14 protein-coding genes are annotated in these 16214 nt (G+C 68.4%); 6 read left to right on the top strand and 8 right to left on the bottom strand.

Annotated features, from left to right (window positions below):
• The first annotated feature begins 16 nt into the window (after positions 1-16).
• Positions 17-817 (top strand): DODA-type extradiol aromatic ring-opening family dioxygenase, encoded by an 801-nt coding sequence (locus tag OF829_RS18660; protein WP_264941689.1) that lies wholly within the window; start codon positions 17-19, stop codon positions 815-817.
• A 28-nt stretch (positions 818-845) separates the two neighbouring features.
• Here the strand turns inward: OF829_RS18660 and trpE are convergent, their stop codons facing one another.
• Together trpE and OF829_RS18650 are read right to left on the bottom strand one after the other, a co-directional pair.
• Positions 846-2330 carry an anthranilate synthase component I gene (trpE, locus tag OF829_RS18655; RefSeq protein ID WP_264941774.1) on the bottom strand — a complete coding sequence of 495 codons (1485 nt, stop codon included), beginning with the start codon at positions 2328-2330 and terminating at the stop codon, positions 846-848.
• A gap of 13 nt (positions 2331-2343) precedes the next feature.
• Positions 2344-4299, bottom strand: coding sequence for a peptidylprolyl isomerase (locus OF829_RS18650; protein WP_264941688.1), 1956 nt, complete (start codon positions 4297-4299; stop codon positions 2344-2346).
• 117 nt (positions 4300-4416) lie between these two features.
• Between OF829_RS18650 and tpiA the strand changes: the two genes are divergently transcribed.
• A complete protein-coding gene (tpiA, locus tag OF829_RS18645; RefSeq protein WP_264941687.1) occupies positions 4417-5163 on the top strand; it encodes a triose-phosphate isomerase in 747 nt (248 codons plus the stop codon).
• Here tpiA and OF829_RS18640 read toward each other — a convergent pair.
• The 3 genes from OF829_RS18640 to OF829_RS18630 form a co-directional block, all read right to left on the bottom strand.
• Positions 5160-6119 (bottom strand): lysylphosphatidylglycerol synthase transmembrane domain-containing protein, encoded by a 960-nt coding sequence (locus OF829_RS18640; RefSeq protein ID WP_264941686.1) that lies wholly within the window; start codon positions 6117-6119, stop codon positions 5160-5162. The genes tpiA and OF829_RS18640 overlap by 4 nt on opposite strands.
• Positions 6116-7486 carry an MFS transporter gene (locus tag OF829_RS18635; protein ID WP_264941685.1) on the bottom strand — a complete coding sequence of 457 codons (1371 nt, stop codon included), beginning with the start codon at positions 7484-7486 and terminating at the stop codon, positions 6116-6118. Before OF829_RS18635 ends, OF829_RS18640 begins: the two co-directional genes overlap by 4 nt.
• 112 nt (positions 7487-7598) lie before the next feature.
• Entirely contained in the window at positions 7599-8225 is a 627-nt protein-coding gene (locus OF829_RS18630; RefSeq protein WP_264941684.1) for a LuxR C-terminal-related transcriptional regulator, read from the bottom strand.
• Between the two features lie 62 nt (positions 8226-8287).
• Between OF829_RS18630 and OF829_RS18625 the strand changes: the two genes are divergently transcribed.
• Positions 8288-8689, top strand: coding sequence for a GFA family protein (locus tag OF829_RS18625; protein ID WP_264941683.1), 402 nt, complete (start codon positions 8288-8290; stop codon positions 8687-8689).
• A gap of 1 nt (position 8690) precedes the next feature.
• Here the strand turns inward: OF829_RS18625 and OF829_RS18620 are convergent, their stop codons facing one another.
• Entirely contained in the window at positions 8691-9755 is a 1065-nt protein-coding gene (locus OF829_RS18620) for a DUF2252 domain-containing protein (RefSeq protein WP_264941682.1), read from the bottom strand.
• Entirely contained in the window at positions 9752-11146 is a 1395-nt protein-coding gene (locus tag OF829_RS18615) for a leucyl aminopeptidase family protein (protein ID WP_264941681.1), read from the bottom strand. Before OF829_RS18615 ends, OF829_RS18620 begins: the two co-directional genes overlap by 4 nt.
• A 245-nt stretch (positions 11147-11391) precedes the next feature.
• Between OF829_RS18615 and OF829_RS18610 the strand changes: the two genes are divergently transcribed.
• Entirely contained in the window at positions 11392-11658 is a 267-nt protein-coding gene (locus OF829_RS18610) for a hypothetical protein (protein ID WP_264941680.1), read from the top strand.
• Between the two features lie 34 nt (positions 11659-11692).
• Here OF829_RS18610 and OF829_RS18605 read toward each other — a convergent pair whose 3' ends face one another.
• On the bottom strand, positions 11693-12604 hold the full coding sequence (locus OF829_RS18605) for a hypothetical protein (protein WP_264941679.1): 912 nt from the start codon (positions 12602-12604) through the stop codon (positions 11693-11695).
• 100 nt (positions 12605-12704) lie between these two features.
• Here OF829_RS18605 and OF829_RS18600 point away from each other — a divergent pair, with 100 nt between their 5' ends.
• Complete coding sequence (locus OF829_RS18600; protein WP_264941678.1) at positions 12705-13487, top strand: hypothetical protein; 783 nt, start codon at positions 12705-12707, stop codon at positions 13485-13487.
• Between the two features lie 225 nt (positions 13488-13712).
• Positions 13713-16076: a hypothetical protein gene (locus OF829_RS18595; RefSeq protein WP_264941677.1), complete on the top strand. Its 2364-nt coding sequence runs from the start codon at positions 13713-13715 to the stop codon at positions 16074-16076.
• Positions 16077-16214 lie beyond the last annotated feature (138 nt).

The raw sequence follows: 16214 nt of genomic DNA, 5'->3' as shown, positions 1-16214 counted from the left end.
GGCCGACATTCGCGGCATGACACTTCCCACACTCTTCGTGCCCCATGGCGGCGGCCCCTGCTTCTTCATGGATCCGGACGGCGGGCCGCCCGATCCGATGTGGCGGCCAATGCAGACCTATCTCGCCGGGCTGATCGACAGCCTGCCCGAGCGGCCCCGCGCGATCCTGCTGATCTCCGGCCATTGGGAGGAGGAGCAGGTGACCGTCCATGCGGGCGACGGGCATCCCTTGCTGTTCGATTATAACGGCTTCCCCGAGCACACCTATCGGTTGCGCTGGGACGCGCCGGGCGCACCGGCGGTGGCGATGCGGGCCAAGGCGCTGATCGAGGGCGCGGGCTTCCCGGTGGGCGTCGAGCGCGAGCGCGGCTGGGATCATGGCGTGTTCATTCCGATGATGGTCGCGGTGCCGGGGGCGGACATCCCGCTCGTCCAGCTGTCGCTGCGCAAGGACCTCGATCCGGCGGCGCATATCGCGATCGGACGGGCGCTGGCGCCGCTGAGGGAGGAGGGCGTGCTGATCGTCGGCAGCGGCATGAGCTTCCACAATCTGCGCGTGCGAGGGAGCCAGGCGACCGGTCCGGCCGATGAATGGGACGCTGCACTGACGGACGCCGTCATCGATCCGGATCCGGCGCGCCGGGCGGAGCGGGTTGCGGCCTGGGACCGGCTCCCCCACGCCCGTTTCGCCCATCCGCGGGAAGAGCATCTCCTTCCGCTGATGGTCGCGCTCGGCGCGGGCGGGGAGGGGCCGGCGGTGCGCGACTATGCCGATCATGTGCTCGGCTGGGCGGTGAGCGGGTATCGATTTGGATAATTATCCCTCTCCCTCCGGGAGAAGGAGATTACTGCCCGAAGCCCGCCTCGCCTGCCTGGGCGATCGCCTCGCGGGCGGCGGCCAGGAGGGCGCCAGCCTTCGCCTCGCATTCGCGCTGTTCATAGGCCGGGTCCGAGTCCGCGACGATGCCGGCGCCGGCCTGGACGTGCATGATTCCGTCCTTCACCAGCGCGGTGCGCAGCACGATGCATGAATCCATCGATCCGTCGGGCGAGAAATAGCCGACGCCGCCGGCATAGGCGCCGCGCGTCTCGGGCTCCAATTCGGCGATGATCTCGCACGCGCGGACCTTGGGGGCGCCGCTGACGGTGCCCGCGGGGAAGCCCGCGAACAGCGCGTCGAGCGCGTCCTTGCCCTTGCCGAGCGCCCCGACGACGTTCGAGACGATGTGCATGACATGGCTGTAGAATTCGACCGTGTAGCTGTCGGTCACGCGCACGCTGCCCGCCTCCGCCACCCGGCCGACATCGTTGCGGCCGAGATCGAGCAGCATGAGATGCTCGGCGCATTCCTTGGGATCGGCGAGCAGCGAGGCGCGGTTGGCCTCGTCCTCGGCGGCGGTACGTCCACGGGGGCGGGTGCCGGCGATCGGGCGGATCGTCACCTCGCCGTCGCGCGCGCGGACGAGGATCTCGGGGCTCGATCCGGTGAGGGTGAAGTCGGGCAGGTCGAGATGATAGAGGAAGGGCGAGGGATTCACCCGGCGGAGCGCGCGGTAGAGCTCGAATGGCGGCAGGGCGAACGGGACGGTGAAGCGCTGGGCGAGGACGACCTGGAAGATGTCGCCCGCCTCGATATAGGCCTTGGCCTTGGCGACCATCCCGGCATAGCTGCCGGGGGGCAGCACCGGTTCGAGCGCGACCGGCGCCGGATCGGCGCGGACCGGGGCGGGGAGCGCGGCGGTGGCGAGGCGCGCGGCGGTGGCGTCGATCCGTTCGGCTGCCGCGTCCACATCGCCGCCGGGCCAGACGGGGGCGACGAGGAACAAACTGTCCGCGAGGCGATCGAAGATCAGCACCACCGTGGGGCGCACGAACATCATGTCGGGGACGCCGATCGGGTTGGCGGGAGGGCGCGGGAGCTTTTCGACGAGCCCGACCGTCTCGTAGCTGAAATAGCCGACGAGGCAGGCGAGCGCGCGCGGGAGCTCGGGGGGCACCTCCATGCGGCACTCGGCGACGAGAGTCCGGAGCGCATCGAGCGCCGGCGCGCCACAGGCCGCGAAGGCGGTCCGGTCGGTGAGCCAGTGCGGGTTGATCGCCGCCGCGCCATCGGTCGCGCGGAAGACGAGATCGGGGGCGAGGCCGATCAGGCTGTGCCGGCCGCGGACCGATCCGCCCTCGACCGACTCCAGCAGGAAATCGCCACGGCCCGGCTCGATCAGCTTGAGCGCCGCCGCAACGGGCGTCTCGGTATCGGCGAGCTGGCGGCGCCATAGCAAGGCCGGCCGCCCCGCAGCCAGCGCCGCGCGGGCGGCCTCCAGCCCTTCGATCACCTGCCCGCGCTTACTGGCTGGCCGCGCCCGAGCGGCCCAGACGGGCGCGCAGGGCGGTGATATTGGCTTCGTTGCGCTTCACGACGACATGGCGCTTGATCGCCTCGACGAACTGCTCGGCCAGCTCCTGGCGCACGCCGGGCAGGAATTCGGCGCGCGCACGCTCCATCGCGGCGGCATTGCCCTTGCCGTCGGTATCCTGGACCGTGTCGACATAGACGACATAATAGCCCTCGCGGCTGGCGCCCTCGACGAACTTGGCGCTGTGCGGCGCCATCGAGAAGGCCATGCGCACCTGCGCGGCATCGGTGGGCTTCAGGTCGCCGCGGACCAGGCTGAACTCCTTGGGCGGAAGCGCGCGGATGCCGAGCTTGGCCAGCGCCTCGCGCATCGGCGTGCCCTTGTTGATCTCGGCGCGCAGGTCCTGCGCAGCCTTGCGGGCCTTGAACAGCTGCTGGTCGAGCCGATAGTCGGCGAGCACCTGCGGGCGGATGCTTTCGAGCGGGCGCGGGGTCGCGGCGATCGCCTTGTCGAGGATGATCACCGCGAAGCTGCCGTCCTTGTCGGTCGGGATCAGCAGCGGCTCCTGGCTGTCGGGATCGAACTGGAAGCCGGCGGCGGCAAGCATCGCGAGCGTCGCATCGGGCTTGGCGTCCTTGCCCTGGGGCGGATGATCGGGATCGATGCCCTCGGCGGTCAGCGCCGGGGTGCGCTGGACGGTCAGCTTGCCCTTGGCCGTCACCTCGTCGAAGGTGCCGCCATTGCCGATATCGTCCTCGAGCGCCTGGCGCAGCGTGACCATCGCCTGCGCGGTCTTGCGCTGGGAAATCTCGTCGGCGAGTTCGCTGCGGACCTGATCGAGCGTCCTGGCGGCGATCTTCTGGATCGATTCGACCTTGAGCACCGCCCAGCCGAGCGGGGTCTTGACCGGGCCGACCACGCCGGCCGCGGTCACGCCGAACGCCGCATCGGCGATCGCGGGCGAGGTCTGGGCGGAGAGCTTGGCCTTTTCGACGCCGTCGAAATTGGTCGCTTCGAGCCCGCGGCCCTTGGCGGCGGCCTCGGCCGACTTGCCGCCGCGCAGTTCGGCGGCGACGGCGTTGGCTGCCGCCTGATCGGGAAGGACGATCTGACGCACGGTGCGCTTCTCGGTCGCGGCATAGCGCCCGCCCGAAGCCGCGAAGGCCTGCTGGATCTCGGCATCGGTCGCGGCCGACTGCGCCTTGAACTGGTCCGGGTGGACGATCGCGTAGCGCATGATCCGGCGCGGCGGGATCTGATAGCGGGCCTTGTTGCGCGTGTAGAAGGCGGTCAGCATCTTGTCGTCGGGCTCGGCGCCGGCGTCCATGTCCTGCGGGCGGATCAGCGTGACGAGGCCGGTGCGGCGCTCGAGGATCAGCGAGGCATAGGGGGCGGCGAGCCCGTCGGCGACCGGCGTACGGATCTGCGGGTTGGGCAGCAGCCAGCGGATATAGCGCTCGGTCGCGATATCGTCGCGCCACTGGCGGGCCGAGCGGTTGGTCTGCTGCAGCTCGGCGTCGAAGCGCTTCTGATCGAACTTGCCGTCGATGCCGATGAAGCGCGGGTTGTTGGCGATGTCCGAATCGATCATCGCCTGATCGACGATCATGCCGTTCTGCTTGGCGAACTCCTCGACCGCATGGACCGCGAGCAGCTCGTTCATCACATATTCGAAGCCGCCGCGCTGGAGCAGATTCTCCATCGTCATCTGCGGGCCGCCGCCATTGTTCTGCTGGCGCAGCAGGTCCTGGAGGCGCGTCGTGACCTCGGCCTCGGTGATCGTGTAGTCGCCCACCGTGGCGAGCGTCGCCGATTTGCCCGCGCCGCTGCCACGCAGGCCGGTGACGTCGCCCGCCGCGAAGGCGATCGCGATCACCCCCAGCACGATGAGCACGACGATCTTGCCGAAGAGCGACTTGGTGAAATTGCGGAATGCGTCGAGCATGGAGGGCCGTTCGAAAGAGGAAGTTGTGGCGTGCTTTAGGGCGGGTCTTCACCGCCTTCAAGCTTGTGCGACGGCGTGGGGTTGCTATCGGCGGGACATTGTCACGGGAGATACCGAATGCGCCGCAAGCTGGTGGCCGGCAACTGGAAGATGCACGGGCTCAAGGCCGATTTGCCCCAAGTGGCGGCGATCGCCGAGGCTGCGGCGGCGCATCCGGGCGTCGATGTGACGCTGTGCCTGCCCTTCACGCTGATCGAGGCGGGGGCGGGCGTCGCGGGGGCGATGCCGGTGGGGGCGCAGGACCTGCACGAGAATGACAGGGGCGCGCATACCGGCTGCATCTCGGGCCCGATGCTGGTCGAAGCCGGCGCGAGCGTGGTGATCGTCGGGCATAGCGAGCGGCGCGGCGACCAGCATGAGACCAGCCACGACGCCTGGGCCAAGGCGGCGGCGGGGCGCCGCAACGGGCTGGGCGTCATACTGTGCTGCGGCGAGACCGAGGCCGAGCGCGATGCGGGCCGCGCCGAACGCATCGTCCAGTCGCAGATCGAGAAATCACTGCCCGATGGCGCTTCGGGCGAGTGGCTGACGCTCGCTTATGAGCCGCGCTGGGCGATCGGCACGGGCAAGACCCCGACGCTGGAGGATATCGCCGCGATCCACGCGATCGCCCGGGCCAAGCTGCGCCAGATGGTGGGCGATGCGGCGGACGGGATCCGCATCCTGTACGGCGGATCGGTGACCGGGGCGAACGCGGCGGCGATCCTGGGGACCGAGAATGTCGATGGCGCGCTGGTCGGCGGGGCGAGCCTGACCGCGGAGAAGTTCGTGCCGATCATCGCCGCGGCGGCGCGCGCCGGCTAGGGCTGCGTTTTCCGCGCGAGCACCAGGCCGGGCAACATCGGCAGCCAAAGGCTCATCCCGCGCAGGAGCAGGGTCGCGGCGAACGCGGCTTCGAGCGGAACGCCGAGCGCGTGGAGCGTTGCGGTCGATGCCGCTTCGAATGTGCCGAGCCCCATCGGAATGGGCCCCAGGGTCGCCACGATCGTCGCCACCATGAACGCGGCGAACGCCGCCACCGGCCAAAACGGTTCGCCGAGCGCGGCGAGGCAAAGGGCCAGCGTGGCGGCATCGGCGACGAAGATCAGTGCGTTGTACATCGATACGCGGGCGATGAGCGGGCGGTCACGGAGCAGTTCGCGGGGCGTTTCGCCGAGAATCTCGAACAGCCTGCGCAACGGCGTTATCCGAAGCGCCCCGCCCGGAAGCGCGCGCTTGCCGTGGCGATGCAGCCAGAGCACCAGCGAGGTGACGGCCAGCAGGAAGAGAAGGACCAGCGAGATCAGCCCGAGCAGCGCCGGGGTCATGCGATGATCGATCCAGAGCAGCGCGAGCGTGGCCAGCGCCATCGCGGCATAGGCCAGATAATAGCCGATCATGGAGACCAGCACCGCCCCCATCGCGGCCGGGCGCGGCGCGCCGAGGCGAGTCAGGCGTTCCGCAAGCAGGACGTTTCCGCCGATGCCGGCGGTGGGGACCAGCTGATCGACGAACAATTTGAGGATCGCGACCGGGAGCAGACGGCCCAGCGGCTGCGGGGCCTGGGCGTGACGCAGGATCACCTGCCATCCCCGCGCGATGCAGACATAGGTGCTCGCCTGAAGGCAAAGGGCCGCAACCAGCCATAGCGGCTGGGCGCGGCGTGCCAGTTCCGCGAAGCGCGAAAGGTCGCCAAAGTGGAGCACGGCAAAGAAGAGGCCGCCAAGTGCGAGCGCCGCGAACGCCCAGCCAAGCCATCGTCCTTGCCTGCGCTCGCTCAATCAGCCTTGCCTTTCGGCGCGCCGGCGAGCGTGAAGAATGCGGTGGCGCTCGACAGCAGGGCCATTGCGGCGCCGGTGAGCGCGGCGCCATGGAAGGCCTGGATCAGGCCGCTTCCCGCAGTGGCGATCACCGCGCCGGCAATGGCCGTGGCGATCAGCCCGCCCGCGCGCGCGATCGCGCTGTTGAAGCCCGAGGCGGTGCCGGCATGGCTGTCGTCGACCGAGGCGAGCACAGCGGTGGTCAGCGGCGCGGCGACGCTCGACATGCCGACCGCGATCACCAGTGCCCCGGGGAAGACCGAGCTCCAATAGGGTGCGCCATCGGTGACGAGCAGGAACAGCGCGAAGCCGATGCCGACCACGAACGCGCCGCCGGTCAGTGGCCAGCGCGGGCCGACCTTCGCCGTCAGGTGTCCCATCACGCGCGAGGCCAGCCCCATGCCGAGCGGCATCGGCAGCAGGGCGAGCCCCGCCTGGAGTGCGGTGTAACCCCCCGCCTGGATCAGCACATAGGGGAGCAGGAGCAGCACCCCGCCCAGCGCGCCGTAGAGGAGGAAGGTGAGCAGGGTGAGCCCGGTAAAGGCGCGCGAGCCGAACATCGCGATGGGCATCATCGCGCGGCTGCCGCGCCGGCGTTCGATCCACAGGAACAGCGCGGTGCAGGCGATCCCCGCCGCGAGGCCGACCCCGGCGGTGGCGTCGATATCGTGGTGGCTCGACCACAGCGTCAGCGCCCAGGTGATCGCGCCCAGCGCGAGCGTCGCAGTGGCGGCGCCGGGAAGATCGAGCGGGAGCTCGCCCTCCGCGCTTTCCTCGACATAGAGGAGCGCGATCCCCATCGCGGCGAGAGCGATGGGGACGTTGACATAGAAGATCGCGCGCCAGCCGACCGCATCGACCAGCCAGCCCCCCAGGGGTGGCCCCACTGCGCCGGCAATCGCGCCGACCCCGGCCCAGGTGCCGATCGCCTTGCCGCGCTCTTCGCCAGTAAAGGCGTGGCCGAGCGCGGCGAGGCTGTTGGGCAGCAGGATCGCCGCGCCCACGCCCTGCACCGCGCGGGCGGCGAGGAGCAGGGCGAGGTCGCCCGCCAGGGCGCAGGCGACCGAGGCCAAAGTGAAGAGCCCGATGCCCGCGACAAGCAGCTTGCGCCGCCCGAAATGATCTCCCGCCGCGCCGCCGATCAGCAGCAATGCCGAGAGCGGAAGCAGATAGGCGTTGATCGTCCATTGCAGCTCGGCGGGGGTAGCGTGGAGGTCCTTGCCGATCGCGGGCAGGGCGACATTGGTGACCGAACCGTCGATGAAAGCGAGGCTCGACGCGAGGATGCAGGCGACCAGGGTCAGGCGGGGATGGGATTTGGCGGCCACGCGAGTGGCTTAAGGGAAAAACCTGCAACCGTCATCCCGGCGAAAGCCGTGACCCAGAGTCGCGAACGATGCCCTGCTTGGCTCTGGGTCCCGGCTTTCGCCGGGATGACGGTCATGGGGTGCGCACCTGCGCCATGATCGCCAGCGGGCGGCCTTCATTGTCGTTGAAGAACGCCATCCACTCCTCGGTGCCGTCGGTGTGGCGGTGGATCATGTGCGGGGCATCGACGAAGGTGGCGCCGCGTTCGATCAGCTGGGCGTGGGCGGCGTGGATGTTCGGCACGCGGAAATAGAGGATCGATTCGGCGGGGCCGCCATCGCCTTCGGAGAGGAACAGCCTCGTGCCGCCGCAATCGAAAAAGGCGAGGTTGCCGAAGGCGTAGAGGAAGGGGAGGCCGAGAATGTCGCGGTAGAATGCGGTCGCGGCGCCGATCTCCGCGACGCTGCGCGCGATCTGGCCGATCGGGCCGAGGGCAAGGGCTTCGCTCATATCGGGTTCCTTTCCGTGCAAGGGGCTGGCGGCGCTGATCCCGGTCCAGTCGCGGATCTCGGCGCGGCGGGTGAAGCCGAGTTTCGCCATCGCATTGGCGAGATGATATTTGACCGCGTCGTTGCTGTGCCCGAGGCGGCGGGCGATCTCGGGGTTGGTCATGCCGTGGCGCACCGCCTCGACCACGCGCCATTCGGCGGGGGTGAGGATGTCCGCATGGGGCGGGCGGCCGCGCTTTCGGTTGCTCATCGCAGCGCTATTAATGCGGGTTGCGGGGAATTACCCTCCCCGGTGGATCAGGGAGATCGCGGGTGACGACACGAAAGGCCGAATGCCGGTGCGGTGCAGCCACGGCGGTGTGCGAGGGCGAACCGGTGCGGGTGTCGGTGTGCCATTGCCTCCACTGCCAGCGGCGCAGCGGGAGCGCGTTCGCGGTGCAGGCGCGCTGGCCGGAAGCGCAGGTGACGATCGCAGGCGAGACGCGCGAATGGACCCGCGTCAACGATTCGGGCAGCAGCGCGACCTTCCGTTTCTGCGCCGCGTGCGGATCGGACATCGCCTATGTGCTCGACAGCCAGCCGGGGCTGATCGCGGTGCCGGTGGGCGCCTTTGCCGATCCGGGGTTCACGCCCTGGCCCGAATATTCGGTCTATGAGGGGCGCAAGCATGGCTGGGTGGAGATCGCCGGCGAGGGGATCGAGCATTACGGCTGAGCTAGCCGCGGTAGCTGGCGTGCTCCCCGGCGGTCCATTCCGCGACGCGGGTCGCGGCCGCCGCGAGCCAGGCGGGGCCGCGGCGCTTGAGGTCCGTCGCGATCGCCCTTGACGCGCCCGCGCCATCGGCATGGATCGCGGCGAGATCGGCGGCCATTGCTCCGATCAGCTGGAGGCGGAGTTCGGGCCCGATCTCCTCAAAGGTCAGTTTGCGGCCGTTTGGGGAGAGGCGTCGGGTGACACGGCGCGCGCGATAGTCGAGGCTCGCGTCGGGCGAGCGGAAGCGCCCTGCCGCCATTTTCGCCGCGAGCCCGGCCTCCCGCCCCCCCTTCCAGCATGAGGGAAGAAGCGCCTTGACCTCGGCGGCGAGCGGGCCCCCTTGATGCTCGGTCCAGGCGGTGAAGCGCGGGCGCCCGAGGCTGCCCGCACCTGCGACCCGCGCGGCGATCCGCGCCTCCACGCCCTTGGGAAGCGTGGCTGTCAGCGCCTTGCGCAGCCGATCGGGCACCGTACGCGCCGCCTTGGCACCCTGGAGCTCGGTCCAGAAATCCTCGCGCTGTGCGTCGTTGGCGGCGAAGGCGTCTCGCAACCAGAGATGATCGCGTTCGAGCACGAACGGCCTGGGCGCCGCGAGCGCGCGGGCATAGGCATCGAGCATCGCCGCGGCGGTCTCGGCCGGGCCGGGATCGGGGATCGCCAGTGCGATGCTCGCGGCGAGGCGGACAAGATCGAGGCACCAGGGCAGCACCGCCGCCTCGTCATAATCGTTGACGCCCCATACCAGCCGCGCCCCGGCATCGCGCCACAGCCCGAAATTGCCGGCATGCGCGTCGCCGACCGAGGCTACGGCTGGCGCATCCATCAGCTCGGAGCAGAGCGAGGGCGCGGCCTCGGCCCAGCGCCAGCAGGTTGCGCGCAGGAACAGGAAGGGATGCTCGCGCATCCGCTCATGTTTGCGCTTCAGATCCTTGGCGACGAGCTCGTCGCCCAGCTGCTTGCGCATCCACGCCTCATAGCCTGCGATCGATTCGGCGAGGCCGGGGAGGGCGGATGCCTTGCGGCTCATCCCGCGTAGCGGTCCTTCAGCACCTTCCAGGTCGCGCGCAGGCTCACCGCGTCGCCGCCCTTGGGACGGCCAGGCTTGGGCGAGCCCTGCCAGCAGAAAATGTCGAAATGCGCCCATTGCGCGCCCGCGGGGACGAATTCCTTGAGGAACAGGGCTGCGGTCAGCGCGCCGCCCCAGGGGCCTTCGGCGGCGTTGACCATGTCGGCGACGTCGCTCTTCAGCATTTCCTTGTAGGGATCGTAGAGCGGCAGGCGCCACATCGGATCGGCCTCGGTCTCGGCGGCGGCGAGCAGCTCGGCGGCGAGCGTGTCGTCATTGGCGAACATCGCGGTCAGGTCCGGCCCCAGCGCGACCCGCGCGGCGCCGGTCAGGGTCGCGAAGTTGAAGATCAGCTCGGGCTTCTTCTCTTCCGCCTTGGTGAAGGCATCGCCCAGGATGAGGCGGCCCTCGGCGTCGGTATTGCTGTTCTCCACGGTGATGCCCTTGCGCGAAATCATCACGTCGCCGGGGCGCGCCGCCTCGCCGTTGATCGAATTCTCGACCGCGGGTACGAGCATGTGGAGCCGCACGGGCAGCCGCGCGCCCATGATCATCTCGGCGAGCGCCAGCGCGTGCGCGGCGCCGCCCATGTCCTTCTTCATGAGGCGCATGCCCGCGGCCGGCTTGATGTCGAGCCCGCCCGAATCGAAGCACACGCCCTTGCCGACGATCGCGATGCGCGGGTGATCGGGGTTGCCCCATTCGATCTCGATCAGCCGCGGCTCGCGGCCCTTGCCCGCGGCCTTGCCCACCGCGTGGAGCATGCCATAGCCCTTCTCGATCTCGGCGCCCTTCACCACGCTGAGCGTGGCGCCATAAAGCTTGGCGATCTCGGCGGCGGCGGCCTCGACATCGGCGGGGCCGAAATCATTGGCGCCGGTATTGACCCAGTCGCGGATCTTGTACGTGACGCTGGCGAGCCGCAGCGCCTCGTCCATCCTGGCGGGATCGCCGGTGAGCAGCACGCGCGGGCCCGGGGCCTTCTCGTCCTTCTTCTTGTAGCGGTCGAACCTGTATTGCGCGGTCAGCCAGCCATAGATGGCGGTGCCGGGCTCGCGGCCCTCGACGCGATAGGTGCCTTCGGGAAGGACTTCTGCGAGCTTGGCGACACACCAGGGCGAGAGCCGATCGACATTGGCGACCACGCCGAGCGCGGACCAGTCCTCGGGCGCATCGCCGGGCAGGATCGCGGTGGCGGAGCTGGTGGGCGCGAATTTCTGCGCGGTCAGCGCGGCGCGGTGGCGCGGCGGCTGGGCGGCGAGCCAGGCGTCATAGCCCTTGGCGTCGATCAGGTGGATGGTGCGCGCGGCCTGGCCGCGATCGGGCTGAACGAGGGTGCTGAGATCAGGCATGAGGCTGATCTAGTCGCGTAAGACGCGTTTCGCCAGCCCCGGCGGTTTTTGTGGGATGAGCGGGTTTGCGGGGCGTCTGGCAAATATCCACTCAATGAGTCTAAATTAATCTGAGTCGCCGGATAGAAGTGCCTGAGTCGAGGTTAGTAGAGTCTGCTTTACCCGATAGATTGACGATGATAATGGCCCAGCACGGATACCGGGGTGCTCCGTGAGTTGTGTACGAACAACTTGGGAGAAGCAGGATGATGTACGCCTTTGCAGCGATGATGGGGATGTGCGGTACCAAATGGCCCGGCTGGTGGCGCGGTCCGAAAAAACCGCAGCCCGATCCCTGGTGGTGGATCGAGATCGTCATCGGCGCCGCGGCGGGCATCGGCGCGTCGATCGTGCTCAAGGAAGTGTCGGACGGCAGCTTCCTCGCGACCGCGGCGATCCCCTTCTTCGGCGGCGCGACCTCGGCGCTGGTGCTCGCCGGGCTGGGGCTGGGCGGCAAGGAAGTCGCGGGCTGACATCGAACGCGGCGCTTCCCGGCGGGGAGCGCCGCTAACCGCCCTTGCGGATCTGGGGAACGCACATTTCGAAGGCGCGATCGACCATCGCGACGAGCCGGTCGCGCTGGCCGGCCAGCGCGGCGGGCGCAAGACCCGAATCAAGCGTCTCGAGCGTGAGATAGGGCAGGGCGTGGAGCGCGGCATAGTTCGAGATCGAACGGTCGCTGACCGTCACCGTCTCCGCGACGATATTGAAATCGCCCTCGTTGAGCTTCCAGCAAAAGGCGCTGCGGATGTCGCGCCCGGCGAGCTGGGGGATGAAGACGAGCGTGTCGTCATCGTCGAACGGCCAGGCCTTGGCGAGCGACGGATAGGGCATGTAGCGCCCGTCGCAGTAGCGGATCGAGATCACGCCATTGCCCGGGCGGTCGCTGCGGTTGCAGGTCGAGAGGCGGGTGTCGAAGCCCCTGGTGTTGGTGTGGAGCGCGATGACCGGGCCGTCGGCGGGGGTCCAGCCGGCGAGCATGTTCGCGGCGTAGAGCGGGATCGAGGGATCGAAATTGCGGTTGGGATCGACCGGCCAGCCGCGATCGACCGCATAGTTGAAGCGCTGGCCGTCATGCTCGGGATCCACGCCGGTATCGACCGCGACCATCGTCCCGCCATAGGCGCGTACGGCGACCAGTGCCGCATCGAACGCGCCGCTCTCGTTATCGTGGAGCACGAGCCAGAGCGGACCCCTGGGCCGGGCGGTGTTGACGATCCGCCAGATCCGCCAGCGGACCTGATCCTCGCGGAACTCGACCTGCTCGACGCTCAGGCCGCGCCATTCGGCGGCATCGCGATGGCGGGCGAAATCGTCGTCGGCGAGGGTGAGGGGATCGACTTGAACCGTATCGCCGCCCGGCGCGCCGATGCCGACCAGCAGCGGGGCGGCGAGCAGGAGGAGCGCGCGGCGGATCATTGCGCCGGTGTAAGAGTCGCCGCGCGCCGCGGCTAGTGGCGGTCGCCCGGCGGCTGGGTTAGGGTCGTCGTGCGCTCACAGGCGGGCGCGGGGGGATACCATGCGCCGCACGATCGTGATCCTGTTGCTGTTTCTGGCGGGCTGCTCGGCCGAGCAGATGATCGAGCGCATGAGCACGCCAGAAGAGCGCACGATGGCGCTCGAGGCGGCCAAGGCGCTCGCCGCGGGCGACTATCAGACGCTCGACCGGATGATCGATCCGCCGCTGCGGGACGAACTCACTCCGGAATCCCTGGCGAAGATCAAGCCGATGGTGCCGCGGGGTGAGATGGCGCTCAAGACCATGGCGATGCGGAGCACGACCGTGGACGGGGTCACCACCACGCTCAAGAGCTTCAACTATGAGGTCGGCAGCGGCGACCGCTGGGCGATCGTACAGATCACGTTGCGCGTCGCGCCTCCGCGCGAGACCGTGTTCGCGGGGTACCGGGTCTGGCCGGTCGATCACGCGCCGAGCGGCTTCAGCTTCGCGCGAGCGGGGCCGGCGCATTATTTCTGGCTGTTCGCGATGGCGCTGGCGGTGGGGCTGTCGCTGATGGGCTTCGTCCAGGTGCTCCGTACGCGAGGGCTCAAGCTCAAATGGCTCTGGGCCATCGGCTGCCTCTTCTCGTTCGTCACCTTCACGCTGGCCTGGGAGACGGGCATGATGGGCGTGGCCCCGATCTCGTTCCTGGTGCTGGGCGCGGCCTATTTTCAGCTGGACCTGCAAGGCGGCCCCCTGCTGCAATTCGCGATTCCCGTCGTCGCGATCCTCTTCCTGATCCGCAAGGCGAGCGGCGCCTTCGATCCTGATCCCGAAGCTGAGGCGGAGATTTTCGACTAGCGCGAATGCTGGGCGCAGCGAGGCGATACAGGGGCTTATCGGCCCAAGCTTATACTTATACGCGCAATAATCATGATGTTATTTGCGTCGATTATTCTGTGTAACGAAATTGTCATGGAGTCTTTCGATTCCATCGTTGACGGCAATACTTGCCACAGGATAATGTAGCGGAAATAGAAATTTGGAATTTCGAGTCCGGGGTCGCGCTCTGGCAGGAGTGGTCCAATGGCTATTATTTCATCCAAGCTTATCCGCTTCGTTCCGCTGGGCGGCGTGCTGGCGCTGGGCGCCATGGCGGGGATGTTCGGCATGTCGAGCAGCCTGTCGGCGCAAGCGCAGGGCGAGGAGCCGATCGCCTATATCGGCCATGGCGCGTTTTTCGAACGCGATGGCAAGCAGATCGTGCCCACCGCCGAATGGGTGGCCAAGGCGCAGGACTGGTACCGGGCCAAGCTGTCGCGCAGCCTCGATTCGAAGGGCAAGGCGGCATTCGCGACGTTCGACCGGCGGCTTTCCACCATCAAGGCCGAAGGACAGGCGCGCCTGATCGTCCGGCAGCGCTCGCTCGAATGGCTGATCGTCAACGCGCCCCGCGCCGCCGCCGACAACCGCACGATCGGCAAGATCAACGCGATCGGATATGAGCTCAACTTCCGCCTGCCCGTTCCGGGCGTGCAGCCCAAGCAGGATGGCGGGCTCTACCAGCTCGATCCCGAAGTGGCGCGGATGCTCGACTCCCCCGAATTCAGGGTCGGCGCGAAGCGGGGCGGGGGCGCCGGATCGGCGATGCTCGCCGACGCGGTCAACGCGCTGCTGTTGCCGACCACCAACGAGGGCCAGCCCTATATCGACCAATGCACGGACGCGGCGAACGACGTGCCGAAACCGCCGACGATCAACGTGATGGACACCAACGGCACCGCCGGCTGGAAGATCGAGGGCTCGATCCCCCCGGCCGACCAGTTCATCACCGGCACGCCCGCCGAGATCCGCAGCTTCACCTCGTCCAAGGGGGTGTGCATCGCGCTGCCGCGCTATACCGACAACAGCAAGACGGTGGTCAAGCTCGATGGGGTGATCTGCCTCAGCCGGACCACCTCCAAGGTGTGCATCTGGGACAATCAGAAATTCGATCCGGTGACGATGAAGCCCAAGGGCTTCAATTTCGGTGCGACCGAGCAGATTCCGATCGGGGTCGCCAATCTCGGGATCAATCCCAGCGGCAAGTTCCAGGCCGGCGGCGCGGGGCTGGAGAATGGCACCGGCGGCGTCTGCACCGACTGCCATGCCGGCGAGAACCCCTATATCATCCATCCCCTCGTCACGATCGCCCCCGGCAAGACCATGGCGGACCTGCGAACCACGCTGCCGATGATGCCGCCGCAGCGCTATGATCCGATCGTGGCCGCGTCCTGGCCGCAGAACGACCTGTCGCACGCCGAGCCTTTGGTCCCCGGCGCCTGTGTCGGCTGCCACCGCCAGGGCCCGACCCGCGCCGGCCGCTTCCCGCACCTCTCGACCGCGCTCAACGGCACGCTCCAGGACCCGTCAGGCTATTGCAACACCATCCTCAAACAGGCGGTCGAGCGGACCATGCCGCAGGGCGCGCCGCCGGGAAGCTCGCTGAGCGATCCCGAGGTGATCGATTTCCGAAACTGGTGTCTCGAGCCCGGCACCGGCAACCCCAATGGCGGATCGGACCGCGGCGACCCGCATCTGAGCACCGTCAATGCAGTCAACTATGATTTCCAGCCGGCGGGCGAGTTCACCGCGCTGCGCAATTCGGCCACGGGGTTCGAGCTGCAGACGCGTCAGACGCCGGTGACCACCACCTTCATCCCCAACCCCAATCCCTATACCGGACTGCAGAGCTGCGTGAGCCTCAACACCGCTGCCGCGGTCCGGCTGGGCAGGCACCGGGTCAGCTATCAGTCGACCGGCGAGCGGACCTTGCTGCGCGTCGACGGCAAGGTGACGACGATCCCGAGCAAAGGCATCGATCTGGGCGGCGGCAACCGCATCGTCACCCCGGCCTCGGGAAGCGGGGTCTCGGCCTATGCGGCGGACGGGACGCGCGTGGTGATCACGCCGATCTTCTGGTCGTCGCAGGGCTATTGGTATCTCGATGTCGAGGTGACCAATTCGCCCGCGCGCGAGGGGCTGATGGGGCATATCCTGGCGGGGCAATGGTTGCCGCTGGGGCCCACCGGCACGCGGTTCGGCGCGGCGCCGGGAACGATCCCCGCGCGCGACCTGCTGCTCAACCAGACCTTCGCCAATGCGTGGCGGGTGACTCCGGCGACCAGCATGTTCGACTATGCGCCCGGCACCTCGACCGCGACCTTCACCGATCCGGCCTGGCCGCACGTGGGCACGCTTTGCTCTGCGACGACGGTGCCGTCGATCCCGGGTCCGGGCAAGCCGACGATCCGGCCGATCCCGCGCGAACGGGCGGAGCAACTGTGCAGCAAGTTCAAGGGCAACAAGGCCGCGTTTAACGAGTGCGTGTTCGACACGATGGTGATGGGCGATCCGAACGTGCCCGCGGGCTATGCGAAAACCATCGCCGCGCGGACCGCTATGCCCTGAGGTTAGGGTCCGAACTCAATGCCCGCCCCGAAGGGGTCGTCCTGTGAGAGGCGCTGGCTGCGTCACCGCTGCTTGCGCGTAGCTTCAGCTACGCGGCTGCGCACCGTTCCTTGCCAGCGCCTCTCACAGGGCGATCAT

This window comes from Sphingomonas caeni (assembly GCF_026013415.1).
Classification (GTDB): Bacteria; Pseudomonadota; Alphaproteobacteria; order Sphingomonadales; family Sphingomonadaceae; genus Sphingomonas; species Sphingomonas caeni.
This window is presented reverse-complemented; position numbering and strand designations above follow the sequence as displayed.